The sequence below is a fragment of the Arthrobacter echini genome (genome assembly GCF_004803505.1).
Classification (GTDB): Bacteria; Actinomycetota; Actinomycetes; order Actinomycetales; family Micrococcaceae; genus Arthrobacter_D; species Arthrobacter_D echini.
Genome location: NZ_SSWH01000011.1, coordinates 1 through 19,293, shown reverse-complemented (window position 1 = coordinate 19,293; position 19,293 = coordinate 1). Strand labels below are relative to the sequence as shown.

19 protein-coding genes are annotated in these 19,293 nt (G+C 66.3%); 12 read left to right on the top strand and 7 right to left on the bottom strand.

The genetic code is table 11. The features are described from left to right. Positions 1-4: 4 nt before the first annotated feature. Positions 5-565 carry a tRNA (adenosine(37)-N6)-threonylcarbamoyltransferase complex ATPase subunit type 1 TsaE gene (gene tsaE / locus E8P82_RS12015; protein WP_136455178.1) on the bottom strand — a complete coding sequence of 187 codons (561 nt, stop codon included), beginning with the start codon at positions 563-565 and terminating at the stop codon, positions 5-7. Next, positions 549-1,790 (bottom strand): alanine racemase, encoded by a 1,242-nt coding sequence (gene alr / locus E8P82_RS12010; RefSeq protein ID WP_136455176.1) that lies wholly within the window; start codon positions 1,788-1,790, stop codon positions 549-551. The genes tsaE and alr overlap by 17 nt, the downstream gene beginning before the upstream one ends. A gap of 123 nt (positions 1,791-1,913) precedes the next feature. Between alr and E8P82_RS12005 the strand changes: the two genes are divergently transcribed. Next, positions 1,914-2,246 (top strand): cupin domain-containing protein, encoded by a 333-nt coding sequence (locus E8P82_RS12005; RefSeq protein ID WP_136455175.1) that lies wholly within the window; start codon positions 1,914-1,916, stop codon positions 2,244-2,246. 26 nt (positions 2,247-2,272) lie between these two features. Here the strand turns inward: E8P82_RS12005 and mgrA are convergent, their stop codons facing one another. Beyond that, positions 2,273-3,319 carry an L-glyceraldehyde 3-phosphate reductase gene (gene mgrA, locus E8P82_RS12000; protein WP_136455173.1) on the bottom strand — a complete coding sequence of 349 codons (1,047 nt, stop codon included), beginning with the start codon at positions 3,317-3,319 and terminating at the stop codon, positions 2,273-2,275. A gap of 215 nt (positions 3,320-3,534) precedes the next feature. Here mgrA and E8P82_RS11995 point away from each other — a divergent pair, with 215 nt between their 5' ends. Genes E8P82_RS11995 through E8P82_RS11970 form a run of 6 tightly spaced genes read left to right on the top strand, consistent with a single transcriptional unit; the run spans position 3,535 to position 8,441 of the window. After that, positions 3,535-3,837, top strand: a complete 303-nt coding sequence (locus E8P82_RS11995; RefSeq protein ID WP_136455172.1) for an urease subunit gamma — start codon at positions 3,535-3,537, stop codon at positions 3,835-3,837. Further along, complete coding sequence (locus E8P82_RS15200; protein WP_211096871.1) at positions 3,834-4,394, top strand: urease subunit beta; 561 nt, start codon at positions 3,834-3,836, stop codon at positions 4,392-4,394. The genes E8P82_RS11995 and E8P82_RS15200 overlap by 4 nt, the downstream gene beginning before the upstream one ends. Further along, on the top strand, positions 4,378-6,087 hold the full coding sequence (locus tag E8P82_RS11985; RefSeq protein ID WP_136455170.1) for an urease subunit alpha: 1,710 nt from the start codon (positions 4,378-4,380) through the stop codon (positions 6,085-6,087). The genes E8P82_RS15200 and E8P82_RS11985 overlap by 17 nt, the downstream gene beginning before the upstream one ends. Beyond that, a complete protein-coding gene (locus E8P82_RS15320; RefSeq protein ID WP_246021320.1) occupies positions 6,087-6,899 on the top strand; it encodes an urease accessory protein UreF in 813 nt (270 codons plus the stop codon). The genes E8P82_RS11985 and E8P82_RS15320 overlap by 1 nt, the downstream gene beginning before the upstream one ends. Then, entirely contained in the window at positions 6,889-7,647 is a 759-nt protein-coding gene (gene ureG, locus E8P82_RS11975; protein WP_281275799.1) for an urease accessory protein UreG, read from the top strand. The genes E8P82_RS15320 and ureG overlap by 11 nt, the downstream gene beginning before the upstream one ends. Continuing rightward, positions 7,647-8,441 carry an urease accessory protein UreD gene (locus E8P82_RS11970; protein WP_136455168.1) on the top strand — a complete coding sequence of 265 codons (795 nt, stop codon included), beginning with the start codon at positions 7,647-7,649 and terminating at the stop codon, positions 8,439-8,441. The genes ureG and E8P82_RS11970 overlap by 1 nt, the downstream gene beginning before the upstream one ends. A 26-nt stretch (positions 8,442-8,467) precedes the next feature. Here the strand turns inward: E8P82_RS11970 and E8P82_RS15415 are convergent, their stop codons facing one another. After that, on the bottom strand, positions 8,468-8,599 hold the full coding sequence (locus E8P82_RS15415; protein WP_281275798.1) for a hypothetical protein: 132 nt from the start codon (positions 8,597-8,599) through the stop codon (positions 8,468-8,470). A 217-nt stretch (positions 8,600-8,816) separates the two neighbouring features. Between E8P82_RS15415 and E8P82_RS11965 the strand changes: the two genes are divergently transcribed. The 4 genes from E8P82_RS11965 (at position 8,817) to E8P82_RS11950 (ending at position 12,436) form a co-directional block, all read left to right on the top strand. After that, entirely contained in the window at positions 8,817-9,212 is a 396-nt protein-coding gene (locus E8P82_RS11965; protein ID WP_136455166.1) for a hypothetical protein, read from the top strand. A 251-nt stretch (positions 9,213-9,463) separates the two neighbouring features. Further along, positions 9,464-10,564, top strand: coding sequence for a FecCD family ABC transporter permease (locus E8P82_RS11960; protein ID WP_136455165.1), 1,101 nt, complete (start codon positions 9,464-9,466; stop codon positions 10,562-10,564). A gap of 49 nt (positions 10,565-10,613) precedes the next feature. Further along, positions 10,614-11,603: an ABC transporter substrate-binding protein gene (locus E8P82_RS11955; protein ID WP_246021318.1), complete on the top strand. Its 990-nt coding sequence runs from the start codon at positions 10,614-10,616 to the stop codon at positions 11,601-11,603. Then, the gene (locus E8P82_RS11950) at positions 11,600-12,436 is read left to right on the top strand and encodes an ABC transporter ATP-binding protein (RefSeq protein WP_136455161.1); all 837 of its coding nucleotides are present in this window, start codon (positions 11,600-11,602) and stop codon (positions 12,434-12,436) included. The genes E8P82_RS11955 and E8P82_RS11950 overlap by 4 nt, the downstream gene beginning before the upstream one ends. Before the next feature lie 35 nt (positions 12,437-12,471). On the opposite strand, the gene E8P82_RS11945 is transcribed toward E8P82_RS11950, so the two are convergent. Next, entirely contained in the window at positions 12,472-13,542 is a 1,071-nt protein-coding gene (locus E8P82_RS11945; protein WP_136455160.1) for a baeRF3 domain-containing protein, read from the bottom strand. A gap of 201 nt (positions 13,543-13,743) precedes the next feature. Here E8P82_RS11945 and E8P82_RS11940 point away from each other — a divergent pair, with 201 nt between their 5' ends. After that, a complete protein-coding gene (locus tag E8P82_RS11940) occupies positions 13,744-15,066 on the top strand; it encodes an MFS transporter (RefSeq protein ID WP_136455158.1) in 1,323 nt (440 codons plus the stop codon). On the opposite strand, the gene treZ is transcribed toward E8P82_RS11940, so the two are convergent. Together treZ and treY are read right to left on the bottom strand one after the other, a co-directional pair. After that, positions 15,067-16,818 (bottom strand): malto-oligosyltrehalose trehalohydrolase, encoded by a 1,752-nt coding sequence (gene treZ, locus E8P82_RS11935; RefSeq protein WP_136455157.1) that lies wholly within the window; start codon positions 16,816-16,818, stop codon positions 15,067-15,069. Further along, the gene (treY, locus tag E8P82_RS11930; RefSeq protein ID WP_136455155.1) at positions 16,815-19,127 is read right to left on the bottom strand and encodes a malto-oligosyltrehalose synthase; all 2,313 of its coding nucleotides are present in this window, start codon (positions 19,125-19,127) and stop codon (positions 16,815-16,817) included. Before treY ends, treZ begins: the two co-directional genes overlap by 4 nt. Between the last annotated feature and the right edge of the window lie 166 nt (positions 19,128-19,293).

The following is a 19,293-nucleotide window of genomic DNA, read 5'->3' as shown; positions in this document are numbered from 1 at the left end:
AATTCTAGTCGAGTGGCAATGCAGGCGGCCCTCCGCGCCAGCGCTCGCCGAAGCCTGCGAGGGTGATGCTGCGCACCTCGTCCTCGCCGTCGTCGCTGAACTCGGTGACCGGCTCCGCTGCATCTGCCGGTCCGGCAGGCCCGGTTCCGCCGGTACCTCGTGGGCGGGCGATATCGATGTGCAGCCTGCTACCGCTCAAGTGCTCCACGCGATCGGTGCCCCACTCGACCACCGTGACGTTGCCGGGCATGGTCGCCTCGAGATCGAGGTCGTCGACGGCCGCGGCGCTCTCGAGGCGATACGCGTCCACGTGGATGAGGCCCGGTCCTCGACCGGTGGAGGAGTGCTGGCGGACGAGGACGAAGGTGGGCGAGATGATGCGGTCCACCACCCCCAGGCCGAGCCCCAGCCCCTGTGTGAAGGTGGTCTTGCCGGCGCCGAGGTCCCCCGCCAGGACCAGGAGGTCACCGGGCCGGAGGGCTGGTGCCAGACGCGCGGCGAAGGTCTTCAGCTCGTCAGCCGAGCCGATCTGGCGCACCTGGGACCACTCAGGCGAGCTCGTCATCGCCCGCTCCGGCATCGTCGGGTGCACTGGCCCCGGAAGGGGAGCCGATGCCGGCCGTATCGTTTCCGGCGTCGTCCGCGCCGTCGACATGGAGATGCACGCGCTCCACGCGTCCGCTGATCCGCGTGACGATCTCGTAGTTGATGGTCTGCGCGGCGGCGGCCCAGTCCTCCACGGCCGGAGCCCGCCCTCCACCGAACAGCACCGCCCGCTTGCCCAGCGGGCTCTCGGAGGAATCGACCAGCCCTGGGGTGCCGAGATCGATGACGAGCTGGTCCATGGCGATCCGCCCCACCACCGGATAGATCCGCTCCCCCACGAGGACGGGCGCGCCGGTCGCGATGCGGGGCACGCCGTCGCCGTACCCGACGGGAATGAGCCCGAGTGTGGTGGCCTCCTGCGTGCGATAGGCGTGCCCGTAGGAGACGCCCTGCCCCTTCGGCACTTCCTTGCACGTGGAGATCACGGTGCTGAACGTCATGACGGGCTTCAGACCGAGATCGGCGGACCCCTGGTCCGCGAACGGCGAGAGACCGTAGATCCCGAGGCCCACGCGCACGAGATCGAAGTGGCAGTCGGGCCGGGAGAAGGTGGCGGGCGTGTTGGCCAGGTGGCGGATCTCGACGTCGATCCCCGCGTTCTCGGCGGCAGCGACGGCCTCGCGGAACAGCTCGAGCTGCCGGTCGGTCTCCGGGCGGGTGGGTTCGTCGGCCACCGCGAGATGGGAGAAGACGCCGACGACGCGGATCACGCCCTCGTCCTGGTAGCCCACGGCACGGCTGAGCAGCTCGTCCCACTTCTCCGCCGGGCAGCCGTTGCGCCCCAGCCCGGTGTCGATCTTCAGGTGCACGATCGCCGGGCGCTCCAGTTCGCGCGCTGCGGCCACCACGTGATCGAGCTCCCAGCCGGAAATGCCGAGGTCCAGGCCGTTCTCCACTCCGGCGACGAAGTCCGAGTGCGGCGTGTGGAGCCAGGAGAGGATCGGGGCTTCGATGCCCGCCCTGCGCAGCTCCACGCCCTCGCTGATATGGGCGACACCGAGCCAGGCTGCTCCTGCTTCGAGCGCAGCCCGGGCCACCGGTACGGCTCCGTGGCCATAGGCATCGGCCTTGACGACGGCCATGACGCGCGCAGGGTGGGCGATGTCGCGGAGATGCCCGACATTGTGCCGAAGGGCATCGAGGTCGATCTCCACGGAGCGCTCGGGAAAGGTCACCCGCCCCATTCTGCCAGCTCGGTTGGAACCCCCGCAGAACCGCTATCCGCACGGGCTGGGCCGCGCTACGCGGCTGACAACCGCCCACGTGCGCTACTGTCGGATTCGACGTCCGAGGAAGAGAGTAGTGCCATGCAGAAGATGTCCCTGACAGCGCTCGCGCGGCGCCACCTCGACACCGCGCGTGAGAGTACGAGCGGTCGCAGTGCGAGCACGGTGTACGGCGGGCACGAACATGTCCTGCGCCAGACGATGATCGCCCTGCGCGCCGGATCCTCGCTTAACGAGCACGAGAATCCCGGCGATGCCACCGTGCAGGTGCTCAGCGGACGGGTACGTCTCGTCGCGGGACAGGACGAGTGGGAAGGCTCGGCCGGAGACTTCCTGATCGTGCCGGAACGCCGGCACTCCCTGGAGGCCGACGAGGACTCGGTGGTCCTGCTGTCGGTGGCCAAGCGCTCGTAGGCTCCGCCAACGCACGCAGAACGGCTTCACTCCTCCGGGGCACCGGACCTGAGGGGGCTGTCGGACTCGACGGCGAACTCGTCGATGCTGCGTAGTTCCTCCGGCGTGAAAATTAGATTCTGCGTGGCGGCCACGCTGTCCTCGAGCTGACGGACACTCGAGGCACCGATGAGCGCCGACGTCACCGGTGTGCCCTTCAGCTGATCCCGCAGCACCCAGGCGAGGGCCAGCTGCGCGAGGCTCTGACCCCGCTCCTGCGCAATGCGGTTCAACCCTCGGACGCGATCGAGATTGTCCTGCGACAGCTGGTCCGTGGAGAGGGATTTGCCGGCGGCAGCACGCGAATCAGCCGGTACGCCGTGAAGGTACTTGTCGGTGAGCAGACCCTGGGCCAGCGGTGAGAAGGCTATGGACCCGGCGCCGACGCTCTCGAGTGCCTCGAACAGGTTCGGCTCCCCGTTCTCGGTCCAGCGGTTGAGCATCGAGTAGGACGGCTGATGGATCAGCAGAGGTGTGCCGAGATCCGCGAGGATGGCCGCCGCCTGCAGGGTGCTTTCGGGTGAGTAGGACGAGATCCCGGCGTACAGTGCGCGTCCGGACCGCACCGCCGTGTCGAGTGCGCCCATCGTCTCCTCGAGGGGTGTGCCGGGATCCGGTCGGTGACTGTAGAAGATGTCGACGTAGTCCAGCCCGAGACGCTCCAGGGACTGATCGAGGCTGGCCAGCAGGTACTTGCGGGAGCCGAAATTCCCGTACGGTCCGGGCCACATGTCGTGGCCGGCCTTGGTGGAGATGACGAGTTCATCCCGGAAGGGCCGGAAATCCTCCCGGAGGTGGCGCCCGAAGTTCGTCTCCGCGCTGCCGTAGGGAGGCCCGTAGTTATTCGCGAGATCGAAATGCGTCACCCCGAGGTCGAACGCCCGGCGGAGGATCCCACGCTGCGTCGCGAAGGCTCTGTCGTCCCCGAAGTTGTGCCACAGTCCCAGCGAGATGGCCGGTAGCTGAAGACCGCTGCTTCCCACCCGCCGGTACGACATCTGCTCATAGCGATTCTCTGCGGGGTGATAGGTCATCTGCTCATCCTAGGCAGAGCCAGGGGTTGTCTTCCGTGGTCGGGCAAGATCAGACTCACGCTATCGGGTTCCTGACAACCCGCGTCCTCGCTGAGGAAGCTCTTTGACCGGGGTAAGTGGTGATGTTACGTTTCCAGCACATGCAGGGTCCGTTCCTCGACCGAAAAGTCGAGGACCCAGCGCTTCCGTCGTTGTAGTAGAACCTGGAGCATTACATGTTTCTGAGCATCCACGAGCAGGAACGATTGATGATCTTCACCGCGGGAAAACTCGCCCTGGAACGGAAAGCCAGGGGTGTCCTCCTGAATCTTCCGGAAGCGACGGCAATCATCACTTCCTATCTCCTGGAGGGAGCGAGGGACGGTGAATCGGTGGCGGATCTGATGGACTCCGGCCGCCATGTGCTCTCCCGCGCGGACGTCATGGAAGGTATTCCTGAGATGATCGCGCAGGTCCAGGTCGAGGCGACCTTTCCGGATGGAACCAAGCTCGTGACAGTTACGGACCCTATTCAATGAGTGACAAGTCCAGCAATCCCTTCTTCAATCCCGATCTCTCCGAGACAGAACTCTCGACGACCGGGCACCCCTCCGATCATCCGGGCAAGGACTACTCCGGGGATTCCGACTCCGGGAAGAAGGTCGGAAAACGACGGAGCGGTTCCTCGAGTCCCAGCGAGCCGCGACGCCCGGGGACCAACGAACGCCAGGCACCAAGGCGTAAAACGCCGCCGCCCGGCGATCCGCAGGAACCGGTGGTCCCAGGTGAGCTCTTCCTCGCAGACGGCGATATCGATATCAACGTCGGCCTCGAGGTGACAACCATCCGTGTGGAAAATGTTGCCGATCGCCCAGTGCAGATCGGATCTCACTTCCATTTCGCCGAAGTGAACACGGGTCTGGAATTCGACAGGGACGCGGCCTGGGGAAAGAGGCTCAATGTTCTTTCGGGAGGTGCGATGAGATTCGAACCCGGCGCAGCCGAGGAAGTAGAACTCGTCCCTATCAGGGGAGACCGCATCATTTACGGACTGCGCGGGCTATGTGGAGGGAAACTCGATGACCAGGATCGATAGAGCCGAGTATGTGGCGTCCTACGGGCCCACGACCGGGGATTGCATCCGGCTCGCCGATACGAATCTCCTGATCGAGGTCGAGGAGGACCGCTGCTCGGGCGGAGACGAGGTCGTCTTCGGTGGAGGCAAGTCGATCCGCGAGTCGATGGGTCAGTCCCGCGCCACGCGCGCCGAGGGAACACCCGACCTGATCATCACGGGCGCCGTGATCCTCGATCACTGGGGCATCATCAAAGCCGATGTCGGCATCCGGGACGGTCGCTTCGTCGCCCTCGGAAAGGCCGGCAACCCCGAGACCATGGATGGTGTCCACCCGGATCTCGTCATCGGCCCCTCGACGGAGGTCATGTCGGGCAACGGGTTGATCATGACAGCGGGCACCATCGACACGCATGTGCACTTCGTCGGGCCCGACATGCTGGAAGTGGGACTGGCAGCCGGCACCACGACCGTCGTCGGCGGTGGAACCGGACCCACCGAGGGATCGAAAGCAACGCTGGCCACTCCTGGCTCCTGGTGGATGGAACGCATGCTCGAGGGCTTCGATCCGTGGCCGGTCAACGTCCTGTTCCTCGGACGCGGCAACACCGTGTCCAGGGAAGCGATGTGGGAGCAGTTGCGCGGCGGCGTCGGCGGGTTCAAGATCCACGAGGACTGGGGCGCAACGCCATCCGTGATCGATGCGGCCCTGAAGGTGGCCGATGAGAGCGGCGTCCAGGTGGCCATCCACTCCGACACCCTCAACGAGGCGGGTTTCGTCGAGGACATGCTCCGGGCTGTGAACGGACGGACCTTCCACTCGTACCACACGGAGGGAGCCGGTGGCGGCCACGCCCCCGACATCATCCGCATTGCCGGTGAGCGCAACGTCCTGCCGGCGTCCACGAATCCGACCAGGCCGTTCACTGTCAACACTGTCGACGAGCACCTGGACATGGTGATGGTGGCCCACCATCTCAACCCCCAGGTTCCCAACGACCTCGCCTTCGCCGAGAGCAGGGTGCGCGCCGGAACGATCGCGGCGGAGGATGTCCTCCAGGATCTGGGGGCGCTGTCCATCATGTCCTCCGATGCCCAGGCCATGGGTCGCATCGGGGAAGTGGTCATCCGGACCTGGCAGACCGCTCACCAGATGAAGAAGCTCCGCGGTTCACTCCCCGGAGACGGCAAGGCCGACAATCATCGGGCCAGGCGTTACGTCGCCAAATACACGATCTGCCCGGCTGTGGCGCATGGTCTGGACCATGAGATCGGATCCATCGAGGCGGGTAAGATGGCAGACTTCGTACTCTGGCAGCCGGCCCTCTTCGGGGTGAGGCCGACAGCTGTCTTCAAGGGCGGCGTAGCAGCTGTTGCGGCGCTGGGAGATCCGAACGCTTCCATTCCGACCCCGCAACCAGTACTGGAGCGCCTGGGTTTCAACTCGCACAGCCCGGCTGCAGCGGCAACAAGTGTCGCCTTCGTGTCGGACATCGCCATCGAGGACAAGCTGGCGGACAGACTGAACATCCAGCGGCAGCTCGTGGCCATACAGAACACCCGGGGGCGCACCAAGGAGGATCTGCCGGAGAACACGGCGATGCCACATATCGAGGTGAACCCCGACACGTACGGTGTGAAAGTCGACGGCGAGCTCATCGAGCACGAGCCTGCGGAGAAGCTGCCCATGACACAGCGGTACTTCCTGTTCTGATGTCGGACACTCTCAATGACAGCCCACGCACGCTTCCGTCCGACCCGTCGATGACGGCGGACGCCGGCGGAGAGGCGTGGGAGTCGATCGCATCGCTCAGGAGCATGTCGGCGCTCATGCTGTTGATCGACGGTCGGTTCCCCGCTGGTGGTCATGCACACTCCGGGGGATTCGAGGCAGCTGCAGCCAATGAGAAGGTCACCGACATAGCCTCCATGGAGCAGTTCCTCCTGGGTCGGCTGCACACCACCGGGCTCGTCGCGGCAGCGTTCGCCGGCTCATCCTGCCTCTCCTTCGGTCGCGCGGCACGCATGAGCGACGAGATCGGCCACGCCGCATTCTCCGAGAGCCTCGCCGCCCTGGACGCCGAGTTCGACGCGCGCACACCCTCCCCTGTCCTGAGAGTGGTGTCCCGTCGTCTGGGCAGGCAGTTGGTCCGAGCCGGGCGACGTATCTGGCCGCACCCGCTGGTGGAGGAACTGGCTCGCCTACCCGGCCAGGGAGTGCACCAGCCCATTGCCTTCGGGGTCGTGGCGGGCGCTGCAGGCCAACCCCCCGTTCTCGCGGCGACGGCGGCCGCGCAGGAATCCATCACAGGCCCTGCAACCGCTTCGGTGCGGCTGCTGGGGCTGGACCCCTTCGAGGTGAATGCATTGCTGGCGAGACTGGCCGACGACGTCGCCACCGTCGGCGCAGGTGGGTTCGCCGCCGCATCCTCGTCGCCCGCAGACCTACCGGCCAGCGCCGGCTATCTCATCGACATATCCGCAGAAGTACACGCAACCTGGGAGGTACGACTCTTTGCAAGCTAATCAGCCCCACGTCCACAACCACGATCACGATCACGACATCTCACACCTGCTCGAACCCAGCCACGAAGGCGCGAACACACTTCAGGCCACTCCAGCACACATCCACGTCGACGAGGAGGAGCCGATCACCCGACAGCCGAAGCAGGCCCTGCGGATCGGCATCGGCGGCCCTGTGGGCTCCGGAAAGACAGCCCTCGTGGCCGCGCTCTGCAAGACCCTGAGCAAGGACCTGGCGCTGGCGGTGGTGACCAACGACATCTACACGACGGAAGACGCGGACTTCCTCCTGCGGCACGGCGTGCTCCCTGCAGACCGCGTCACGGCCGTGGAAACCGGCGCCTGCCCCCACACGGCGATCCGTGATGACATCTCCACGAATCTCGAGGCCATCGAGGAGCTGGAGGAGAAGCTGCCTCCACTGGATCTCATTCTGGTGGAAAGTGGCGGGGACAACCTGACGGCGACGTTCAGCCGGGGCCTGATCCACCAGCAGATCTTCGTCATCGACGTAGCCGGCGGTGACAAGGTTCCGCGTAAGGGTGGTCCCGGGGTGACGACGTCGGACCTCCTGGTCATCAACAAGACGGACCTCGCCTCTCACGTCAACGCAGATCTGGACGTTATGGATCGCGACGCGAAGGCCAAGCGCGGAGACCTCCCCGTGCTCTTCACCTCTCTCACGCAGGACCCGGCCGCAACCTCGGTGGCAGCCTGGGTGAAGGAGAAACTCAGCGAACACACTCACTGATGCGCTCACACGCTGTTCTCGATATCGGTAGTTCGCAGACCACGCAGGGCGTGACCCGTTCGATCATCGAGCGTATGCGCTCGCAGGGTGCACTGGTTCTCCGTCCCACCAAGGAGGTCCTGCCCGGCTGGTCGGCGCAGTGGAACGTTCCCGGGACCAAACCGGTCATGGTCAGGATCGTTGCAGGCGCAGCCGGGCCTCTGGGTGGGGATCAGCTTCGCCTGGAGGTCACGGTCGGCAAGGGCGCGTTCCTGATGCTCGGAGCGGCTGCTGCGAATCTCGTCCTACCGGGCGTGCATGGTGAGCAGTCGCGCAGCGACGTGTCCATCACGGTAGCGGAGGGCGGAACGCTGATCTGGAACCCCGGTCTGCAGATCGCGGCCCGGAACTGTCATCACACGACGCTCAGCACCATCGATCTCGCGGCCGGAGCCCGGCTGTATGCAAGGGAGGAGATCGCGCTGGGACGGTTCGGCGAGGAGCCTGGACGGTTCCGCCAGCGAATGCGGGTGATCCGTGACGGAAAACCTGTCTACGACCAGGAACTCGCCATCGGCTCAGGGGCACCCGGCTGGAACAGCGCGGCAGTGACCGGAAACCGTCGTTCGCTCGGCACGATCGTCATTGTCGATCCGCAGAGAGCAGCGCTACCTCAGAGTCAGGCGATGGTGGCGGATACTGCAGTCATGGAACTGTCGGACGAAGCGACTCTGATCTCCAGCCTTGCACCCGACGCCATCGAACTCGGCAGAAGACTCGATGCCGCGTTCAACGGACTCCTGGCAGATGCGTAGAACGACCGCCGACCCGTCATCGGTCGTCAGTTCTTGTCCGACGCCTCCTGCTCGGGCTCGTCGTCCGGTTCCACGATCACCGGGCCGCCGTCGTCCTTCCACCTGTGGATCTGCTTCTCCGGCACGGGGGCGGTGGCGTCCTGATCCTTGTTCTCCATGCTTCCATGCTAGAGGTGCACCTGTACTGCAGCAAGGACGGCCGTAGCGTCCTTCCCGACCCGACCTCGGTGATCTCGATCGATTAGTCTTGGCATGCCCTGCCGGAACCGCCGTTACGGGCCCATCCAACGCTTAAGAAGGACTTGAATGTCGTCGACACGAATGACGCACGGGAGACGAGTGATCGTGGGTACCGTAGCCTCGTCGCTCCTCCTCATGTCAACCCTCACCTCCTGTTCCTCGTCCGACGAGGACCGGACCGGCGCGATCGCCGTCGGGGAGAACGGAGCGGTGGGCTCCGTCAATCTCCTCGGCGTGCTCCTCGTCGCCGCTGCTGAAGGGGAGCCTGCCCGCCTCCTGGGAACTCTGGAGAACGAATCGGATCAATCCGTCGAGGTCACGATCACCGACGACGACGACGAAGTAGTCATCACTGTCGAGCCCGACGAGCAGCTCTCCCTGCTGCACAACGAGACGATCATCGACACCGCCGACGACGCTCCGGGCGCGAACACGACCATCACCGTCGCTACGAGCGACGACACGACGGATCTGCTCGTGCCCGTGCTCGACGGAACACTCGACCAATACCGGCCCTATGTTCCGGAGTGATGCACCGGGGGCCGCAGGGTCGACGTCGTGAGGATCGGTGCGGGACGAAGGTGGTCATGACACCACAGCAGTGAGGACTTGGTCACCGGCCACGGTGCTGCCCTGCAACGACACTGTCGCTCGGACGGGCCGGCATCCTTGTTCGGGCCCATCCGTCACCGGGAACGAGAGCGCTGAAGGCCGGCATCGGGGCCCGGACCGGGTGATGTCAGTCATCCCTGTGCGAGCCCGTTCGAGAAAGCAGTCCACCGATGAGAAGCACCGGATTCGACGCACGGCCGGCCGGGCAACGTCGCGCTGATCCGCTCGGGCGGTCCCGCCGTCGCGGCAGGAACACGGCCTGGGTATCGGCCCTCTGCCTGCTGCTCATGGTGAGTCTGGTCCTGGCCGTTGCCCTGGGGCCGGTCACGGTCGCCCCTGGGACTGTCGCCGAACTGCTGCTCTCCCACCTGGGTCGGCTTCCCCGCAGGGAGACACTGGACTCGACGGCGTCGGCCATCGTGTGGGATGTCCGACTGCCGCGGGCGCTCCTGGGTGCCGCTGTTGGTGCGGGTCTGGCCATGTGTGGCGCGGCGCTCCAGGCGATGGTCCGGAACATGCTGGCGGATCCCTACCTGTTGGGGATCAATTCGGGAGCGTCCAGTGGCGCTGCAGCCATGATCCTCTTCGGGGTCGGGCTGGGCGTCGGCGAACATGCTCTGTCCGTGAGTGCTTTCGCCGGCGCCCTGGTTGCATCCCTGCTCGTATATCTCGTGGCGCGCTCTGCCGGACGAGTGACCTCCATGAGACTGCTCCTCGCAGGAGTGGCGATCGGCTACGCCCTGACAGCCGTCACGAGCTTCTTGATCTTCGCCTCGGGCTCCACCGAAGGAGCCCGGTCCGTCATGTTCTGGCTCCTCGGTTCCCTCGCCCTGGCCAAGTGGGGAAGCCCACTGGGGGTGGTGGTGGTCGTGGTCCTGTTCACCGGAGCACTTCTGAGCTGGTGGGGACGTCGGCTCGATGCCCTGGCCATCGGGGACGAGACAGCACACATCCTGGGTATCTCTCCGGCCCGGTTCCGCACCCAGCTGCTGGTGGTCGTTTCACTGTGCATCGGCGTGGTGGTCGCCGCCTCCGGCAGTATCGGCTTCGTGGGCCTGGTGGTCCCACACCTCGCCCGCCGTCTCGTAGGCGCGGCCCACGTGTGGGCCGTTCCGGTATCGGGCCTCCTGGGTGGCATCTTCCTGGTGTGGGCTGACCTCGTTGCCAGAACCCTGCTACAGCCACAGGAGCTGCCCATCGGGATAATCACCGCTTTCATCGGTGCACCCTTCCTGCTCTACCTGATCCGTCGCATGCATCCGGGGTCCTGACGACCGCATGAACCACGAACACGACCAGATCCACCGACCTAGGAGTACCGTGAAGAAGTTCTCTGTCCTTTCGCTCGCCCTCGCGAGCACTCTGTCGCTGGCACTTGCGGGATGCTCGAGCGCCGCAGGCCCTGACGAAGCTGCCACTGATGAATCAGGGGAATACCCGCTGACCATCATGAACTGCGGCAAGGAGGTCATCCTGGCTGCGCCTCCGGAACGGGTCGTCCTGCTCGACAGCTCACCCGTCACCTTCCTGCATCTTCTCGATGTCATGGACAGGGTCGTGGCCCGGGCCGGTACCTACCCTTCCGAGTACTACGATGCCGACACCCAGGCCGAGATCGATCGCATTCCACTACTGACCGACAAACTGGACACCTCCGGCCACCTGCAGATCTCCCAGGAGGTCGTGATGGCCCAGGAACCGGACCTGGTCCTGGGCACGGCTGAGGGCATGAACCGCGAGACGCTCGCAGCCTCCGGTATTCCCCTGTTGGAGGAGCCTTCCTTCTGTCCCGATCCTCCGAGCGATGCCGACTTCGCCGACATCGGCGACCAGATGGAAACCTATGCGCGAGCCTTCGGGATGGAGGAGCGAGGAATCGAGCTGGCACAGGAACTCGACGACCGCGTACAGGAGATCTCCCTCTCGGTCCCCGAGGGCGAGAAGCGGACCGCCGCCGTGCTCTACCCGACCGTCGGCGGCGGCGTGACCTATGCCTACGGCACCGGATCGATGGCTCACCCTCAGCTGGAAGCGGCGGGATTCACCAACGTCTTCGCCGACGAGGACCAGCGAGTCTTCGAGGTCAGCAGGGAAGAGCTGATCGGCCGGGACCCTGATGTGCTGATCCTTCTGCACTCGGCAGGAGACCCGACAGAGATCTCCAGCGCCATCACCTCCCTGAGGGGCGCGCAGTCCATCACGGCGGTTGCGAATGACGACGTGATGGTTCAATTGTTCAATTTCACCGAGCCGGCCTCTCCGCTGTCCATCCTTGGTCTGGAACACATCATCGAACGATTCGAGCAGTGATATCCGGCTCCGCGATATCCTTCGCCTACGGGAGCCGGACGGTTCTCGACAGTGTGGATGTGAGCGTCCGGCACGGAGAAGTGCTGGGGCTCGTGGGTCCCAACGGCAGCGGCAAGACCACGCTCCTGCGGACCCTGTACGGTTCATTGGTTCCGACAACCGGGACCGTGTACCTGGACGCGTCCACCCTGCAGGAGCTGACCGCTCGACAGGTAGCACAGACCGTCTCGGTCGTCGTGCAGGAGACTCCCGGCGATCTTCCTCTGCTGGTGTCCGACATGGTCCTCCTGGGCAGGACGCCGTACAGGAGAACCTCGGGCCGGAGTGCGGAGAGCGACGAAGAGATCGCCGCTGATGCTCTCGAGCGGGTCGGAATGCTGGCATCAGCGACAAAGGGCTTCGACGAGCTCTCCGGTGGAGAGCGACAAAGAGTACTGATTGCCCGGGCCCTGGCCCAGCAGACGACCCACCTTCTTCTGGACGAACCGACCAATCACCTCGACGTGCGCTATCAGCACGAGGTCCTGGACCTCGTGCGGAGCCTGGCCCGAAGCAGCAATCACGCCGTCGCCGTGATCCTCCATGACCTGAATCTTGCTGCGACCTATTGCGACAGGCTCCTACTTCTGGACCATGGCCGAGTAGTCGCCGCAGGAACGCCGTCGGAGGTCCTCGTCAAAGAACATCTCGAACCGGTCTACCATATCGACGTTCGGCGCCTCGAGCTCGACGACGGCTTCCAGCTGGTGTTCCGCGCCGCTCCCGGCCGGGACCGCCAACTCCGGAACACCGATGCGGTCGACCCAGGACGCCGCACGACGTTGCGGCCCTGAGCCACGTCGTACCGGGCGAACAAGCAGGGACTGGCTCAGTAGCGGAAGATGGCGGAGACGCTACTGTCGGGGTCGGCGCCGTCCGACGTCGCGTGGACCAGGCCACCATTGTTCATCGTTGCCACGGCGGCGGCCTCGATCTGCTCGCACTCGGCGTACCGCTGGTCCTCCCCCAGCAGCACGATGGCATGTGGATCATCGGTCTCCTGCTCCCAGCACCACGGATCCGCCTGGACGAACAGGGTGTCGACCCGGCCGTTCACGGCTGCCTCCTGGACGTCGTCCAACTCACTCGATGCCCGTCCCGTTCCCACCAGTTCCCGGAACTGCTCGACCAGTCGGGATCTGTCATCGGTCAACTGCTGCTCGATGAGCGGCCACGCGAACTGGTGCAGCTCCTCCTTCGAGAGCGGATCGGCGTTGCGGAGCACGGCCTCGTCGAGAACCTGCTGATAGTCGGTGATGCCGCGATACGCGGTCACGATGGGCTCGAGCCCTGCGAGCACCAGCTTCGTTCCGTCGTCCCCCAGTTCTGCCCGCAGACCCGTGTTCAGCTCTCGCAGGAAACTGATCATCTCGTCCCGCTTGTAGTCCTTGTCCGAGGCTCCATGGCCGAAGAACACCGCAGAGCCGGACCCGGCGCTCGCCGGTCGGGTCATCGTGTCGGAGCGGGGATCGGGATCCTCCACGACCTCGCGCAGCGCCGTGGGCACATCGCCCAGCTCGACGTCGTCGATCGAATGGCGGTCGGCGCGGAACAGGCGGGTATTCTGCTGGCTCAGGGCCAGGAGGAGGAACTGCTCGTTGCCCGTCAGGAGCCTCAGTGCCGGTCCGAGCACCAGGCGGTCGCCGATGGTGGCGAGCTCGGGAACACTGGCCGGCACACGGTAGCTGCGATGCCATCCCGGACGCAGGAACAGTGCCACCCCCTCACGCATGTGCTGCCACGCCCAGGAGTCGTCCTGCAGTGCCTGGGCCGGTGCGAGCAACTCTTCGACGTCACTGCTCCTCATGCGCTCCGAGAGCTTCTCCCGGACCGCGCTGAGCAGATTCTTCCAGCGCAGCTGATCAGCGCGGGATTCGTCCCCGGAACGGTGGGTCGGCATGAACATCGAAATCTGTACTGCGGCTGGGTCAGCCTCTGTCAGGAGGGGTAGATCGGCACCGGTCATCGTATCCACTATGGTCTCCTCATTGCTGGTCAACCAGCGATCGGGCGTGCATTGCCATCACGTCTCAGCCAATCCCGGATCGGTGCCACCGTCCAGAGCAGAAGGTCCTTGGTCCTCGACGGTAGCGTGAGTGCCGTGAACGCTACCGAGAAGCTCTACTCCCTGCTGCTGAAGCGGGACGCGGACGCGGAGCGGACTCTGCCCGACGACGTGCGCCGCAATGTACCGCGCAATGGGCTGCGTCTGGTGGCGGCCAATGCTCTGCAGTCCTCCGGCGACCAGACGGTGAACGCCTCGACGGTGCTGCCATGGCTCTTCGACGCCCTCGGCGTCCCCCCGGCCCTGACAGGCGTGCTCGTCCCCATCCGCGAATCCGGGTCGATGCTGCCGCAGGCCTTCCTGACTCCGCTGGTTCTGCGCGTCCGTCAGCGGAAGGGGGTCTTCATCACCGGAGCGCTCGTCCAGGCGGTATCGGTGGCGCTCATGGCGGCAACAGCTGCCTTCGGCAGTGGTCTGGTTGCCGGGCTCACCATCGTGGCGCTGCTGGCCGTGTTCTCGCTGGGCAGGTGCCTGTGCTCCATCTCCTCCAAGGACGTGCAGGGCCGGACCGTGCCCAAGGGCAATCGCGGTCAGATCAACGGCCTGGCGACGACGGCCTCCGGGCTGGTGGCGATCACCCTGGGACTGGGCATCCGGTTCCTCGGCGACCAGGAGGTGGACGCCGGTCAGCTCGCCTGGCTGCTGGCGGGCGGTGCCGTGCTCTGGGTCCTGGTGGCTGTTCTCTACAGCGGTATCCGTGAGCCGGCGGGTGAGGCACAACCCGTGCGTGAGCCCGGCGACGTAGAGGGCTGGTTCGGCCGGACCATCGCCCTGCTGCGTGAGGACCGTGACTTCCGGCGCTTCGTCGTCGTGCGCAGCTTCCTGCTGGTCTCCGCACTGAGCCCGCCCTTCGTGGTGGCGCTGTCGGTCGATTCGGGCAGCGACGGCCTCGCGGGTCTGGGCGGCTTCATCATAGCGTCCGGTCTGGCCGCGCTGCTGGGCGGACGCCTCTTCGGCCGGCTGGCCGACAGGTCGAGCCGGACGCTGATGACGGCCGGCGCCGGAACTGCCTCGGGCATCATCATCGTGCTGGTGGTGATCGTGTCCCTGCCCGGCTTCTCCGGCGACACGACCACCGGTTCGCTGGTCTTCATCGGCAGCTATCTCCTGCTGACCCTGATGCACACCGGTGTCCGGGTGGCGCGCAAGACCTACATCGTCGACCTGGCCGAGGGTGATCGGCGCACCACCTACGTGGCGGTGTCGAACTCGGCGATGGGACTCGTGCTGCTCGTCGTCGGCGGGATCAGCTCCCTGCTGGCGATCCTCGGTATCGTCTGGGCGCTCGGGTTCCTCGCGCTCATGGGACTGGTGGGAGTGTTCGCCGGCGCCCGGCTGCCCGAGGTCTCCCGCCGGTAGTCAGCGGGCCTGCTCGACGACGAGGGCGCCATGGGGTGGCAGCGTGACCTTGTCCGCGAGGAACTCCACACCGTCCACCGTGGACAGCAGCACGTCGGCCTCCGTGCCCGCCACGGGTACGGAGGACGCTTCGTCGCCGAGATTCAGCGCGACGGCGGTGCTGCCGCGCCGCAGCAGGAGCCAGCGGCCCGCCTCGTCGAACTCCACCGCGATGCTGCCGAAGTCCGCCTCACGCAGATCGGGGCGTTCCGCACGGAGCCGGATGAGGTCCCGGTACGTGGACAGCAGCTCGGCGTGGCTCCCCTGCTCCAGCTCCGCCCAGTCCAGCTTCGCCGAGCGGAAGGTCCCAGGATCCTGCGGGTTCGGAACATCCTCCGCGCGCCAGCCCATGCGCTCGAACTCCCTGAGCCGGCCCTCCGCCGTCGCCCTGCCCAGCTCCGGCTCGGGGTGGGAGGTGAAGAACGGCCACGGGGTCGAGGCGCCGTACTCCTCGCCCATGAACAGCATCGGTGTGAAGGGGCCGAGGATGTTCAGGACGGCAGCCTGCGCGAGCTGGGCGGGCTCCAGCGTGGCGCTGAGGCGATCCCCCGCTGCCCGGTTGCCGATCTGGTCGTGGTTCTGCGTGCAGACCACGAGCTGCAGGGGGCTCACCTGCTCGGCATCGATGGGACGGCCGTGATGGCGTTCCCTGAAGGACGAGTAGGTCCCGTTGTGGAAGAAGCCGGCCTCGAGAACCTTCGCGAGCGCACCGACCGAGTTGAAATCGTGATAGTAGCCCTCCGTCTCCCCCGTCAGGTTCACGTGCACCGCGTGGTGGAAGTCGTCGCTCCACTGCCCCGCGAGCCCGTAGCCACCCCTCTCGCGCGAGGTGATGAGCCGCGGATCGTTGAGGTCGGACTCGGCGATGAGGAACAGGGGCTTGCCCAGCTCGGCGGCGCACTGGTCGGTGCGGGCGCCGAACTCCTCGAGGATGTGGACGGCTCGCTCGTCGTGGAGGGCGTGGACGGCGTCCAGGCGGAGTCCGTCCACGTGGTAGTCGCGGAACCACATCAGCAGATTCCCGATGACGTACTCGCGCACCTCGTCCGACTGCGGGCCGTCGAGATTCAGGGAGTCGCCCCAGGTGTTGGCCATGCCCTCGGTGAGGTACGGGCCGAAGAGACCCAGGTAGTTACCGCTCGGCCCGAGGTGGTTGTACACCACGTCCTGGATGACGCCGAGGCCGTGACGGTGGGCCGCGTCGACGAAGCGCTGGTAGGCGGCCGGACCGCCGTAGCTCTCCTGCACGGCGTACCAGAGCACGCCGTCGTACCCCCAGTTGTGGGTACCGTTGAAGGCGTTGACGGGGAGCAGTTCCACGTACTGCACGCCGAGGTCCGCGAGGTGGCCGAGCCTGTCGATCGCGGCATCGAGCGTTCCCTCGGGTGTGAAGGTGCCCAGGTGCAGCTCGTAGATGACCCCGCCGTCCAGGCCCGGCGAGCTCCAGGACCCGTCCTGCCAGTCGTGCTCCAGAGGGTCGAAGGTTTGCGAGAGCCCGTGGACTCCATCCGGCTGCCGGCGTGAGCGTGGATCGGGTACCGGGGTGTCGGCCCCGTTCACCAGGTAGCCGTAGGACAGATCAGACGACGACGCCGGCGCCCCGACAGCGTGCCACCAGCCGCCCTCCTGCTGCGTCATGGGGTACTCGGTACCCTCCACCACCAGGGTGAGCGCGTCGGCGCGCGGCGCCCACACATCGAATGGATTCCTCATGCTGCGTCCTCCTGGACCAGTAGTGCGACGGGGAAGGTGGCGAAGACCTCGGCCGCGCGGACGGTACATCCACCGACGGAGGCGCCGGTCAGTGCGCAGGTGTAGGTGCCGGCCGGAAGCTCGATCGTCGTGTCACCCCAGCCGCCGCGCGCGGCGAGTCCATGGGGCAGACGCGTGAGCAGCGTGATGGCACCCCCGCGGTCGAAGGCGAAGACGTGATCCGCGCCGTCGCCGGATGCCGTGATGGCCGTGTAACCCGTGAACAGCTCCGGGCGGTCCCGGCGCAGCTTCAGGGCACGCGCGACGACGAGCAGCTTGGCGTGGGCGTCGGCGCCCACTTCGGGGAGCTCCCCGAAGTCGATGTCCGTCAGCACCTGCCGGCGCGCCTCGTAGTCGACCTCGCGCCGATTGTCCGGATCCACGAGGGACGTGTCCCAGAACTCCGTGCCCTGGTAGACGTCCGGCACGCCCGGCATGGAGAGCTGCAGCAGCTTCTGGGCGAGCGAGTTGGACCAGCCGGCCTCCCGGATGCGCTCGACCGTGTCCGTGACGAGTGCTGCCACGGCGTCGTCGTCGAACGCCGCGTCCACGGCGGCGTGCATGCCCCGCTCGAAGTCCTCGTCGGGTGCAGTCCAGTGCGTGCTGAGATCCGCCTCGCGCGATGCCTTCTCGGCGTACGCGTGCGCCCGCTCCCTGCTCAACGGCCACGCGCCGATCAGCGACTGCCACAGCAGGGGCGCGAACGTGGCGTCCCCGACGGGCGCGAGCTCCTCGAGCCGCTCGAGGATCCCCGTCCAGTCCCCGGCGAGTTCGGACAGGACGGAGATGCGCGCCCGGGTGTCCTCGCTGCGCTTGGTGTCGTGGGTGCTGAGCGTGGTCATGGCCAGCGGGTTCACGGTCTGACGCTCGAGCAACCGGCGGTGGAGCTCCAGCGGATCGATCGAGAAGATGCTCGGATCAGCTCCCACCTCGTTGAGGGAGACCAACCGGGAGTACCGGTAGAAGGCCGTGTCCTCCACGCCCTTCGCCATCACCATTCCCGAGGTCTGCTGGAAGCGCCGCGCCAGTTCGGTCATTTCCCCGGGCCCTTCCAGGAGGGGATTCAGGAGGGGGTGGAGCGTCGAGACCGCGTCGGCGAGATCCGGTCGTCGGACCTGCGCATCACGCACGGCGTCGGCGAGGTACTCGGCGCCGCCGGGCAGATAGCTGCGGTAGACGGGGAAGCAGGTGAGCAGCTCAGCGATCGCGTCTGCCGCGATGCCGGCGTCGAGTCCGGCCTCGGCAGGGACGAGACGGGCGAGGCGCAGCACCTCGGAGCGGAGGATCCCGTCGGCGATGCCACGCTTGGTGTGATGCGTCAGTTCATGGAACGGGTCCACCGGCACCGTCGCGGTGAGCGCGTGCTCCCCGGCCGGATCCGTGAAGAGCCTATCGGTCTCCGCGAGGGCGTCGTAGCCCGTGGTGCCGGCGGTGGCCCAGTCCGCCGGCAGCGTCTCCCCGGGTTCGAGGATCTTCTCCACGAGGACGTAGGCGCCACCGGTCAGCGTCCGCAGCTGCGCCAGGTAGCCCTCCGGATCGGCGAGACCGTCCGGGTGGTCGATCCGCAGTCCGTCGACGAGCCCGTCGTCGAACCACCGCTTCACTTCCGAGTGGCTCTCCTCGAACACCCATGGAACCTCCACCCGCAGCCCGGCGAGTGTGTTGACGCCGAAGAAACGCCGGTAGTTCAGCTCGCTGTCAGCACGCCGCCAGTTGACCAGTTCGTAGTGTTGCCGTGCGTGCACGTCGACCGCGGAGTCCCCGGGGTGGGCCGTGCCCTCGGCGATCGGGTACCGGTTGTCGTAGTAGTGCAGCTCGCCGTCCGAGAGGCTCAGCTGTGCCAGCTCGTCCTCACCGTCCCCGAGCACGGGGACCCGCAGGCGCCCGCTCCCGGCATCCCAGTCGACGTCGAAGGCCTCCGCCATGCGTGAACCTCGGCCCTCCTTCAGGAGCTGCCACCACCACGGATTGTCGCTCGGCGTCTGGATACCCATGTGATTGGGGACGATGTCCACGAGCACGCCCATACCAGCGGTCCGTGCCGCCTCGCTGAGTGCGGCGAGGCCGTCCGGACCGCCGCGCGCCGGATCCACCGCGGAGGGATCGGTCATGTCGTAACCGTGGTCCGATCCCTTCTCGGCGGTCAGGATCGGCGAGAGGTACACCCAGTCCACCCCGAGATCGTGCAGATAGGGCACGAGCGCTGCCGCGTCATGCAGATCGAACTCGTCGCGGATCTGCAGTCGGTAGGTCGATGTCGGTGTCAGCACGTGGGGAGTCCTCCTCGGACGGTGGTATGGGCGTGCGGTGGCGCTAGGGCCAATGCCGTGTAGTTAAGCGGAGGGCGGGGTGGTCAAGGAAGCTCGGTGTTGGGCGTGTCGCCGCTGGTGAGGCAACGGAACTCCGGTAAAGAGGGCATCGACTAGAACACTTCTC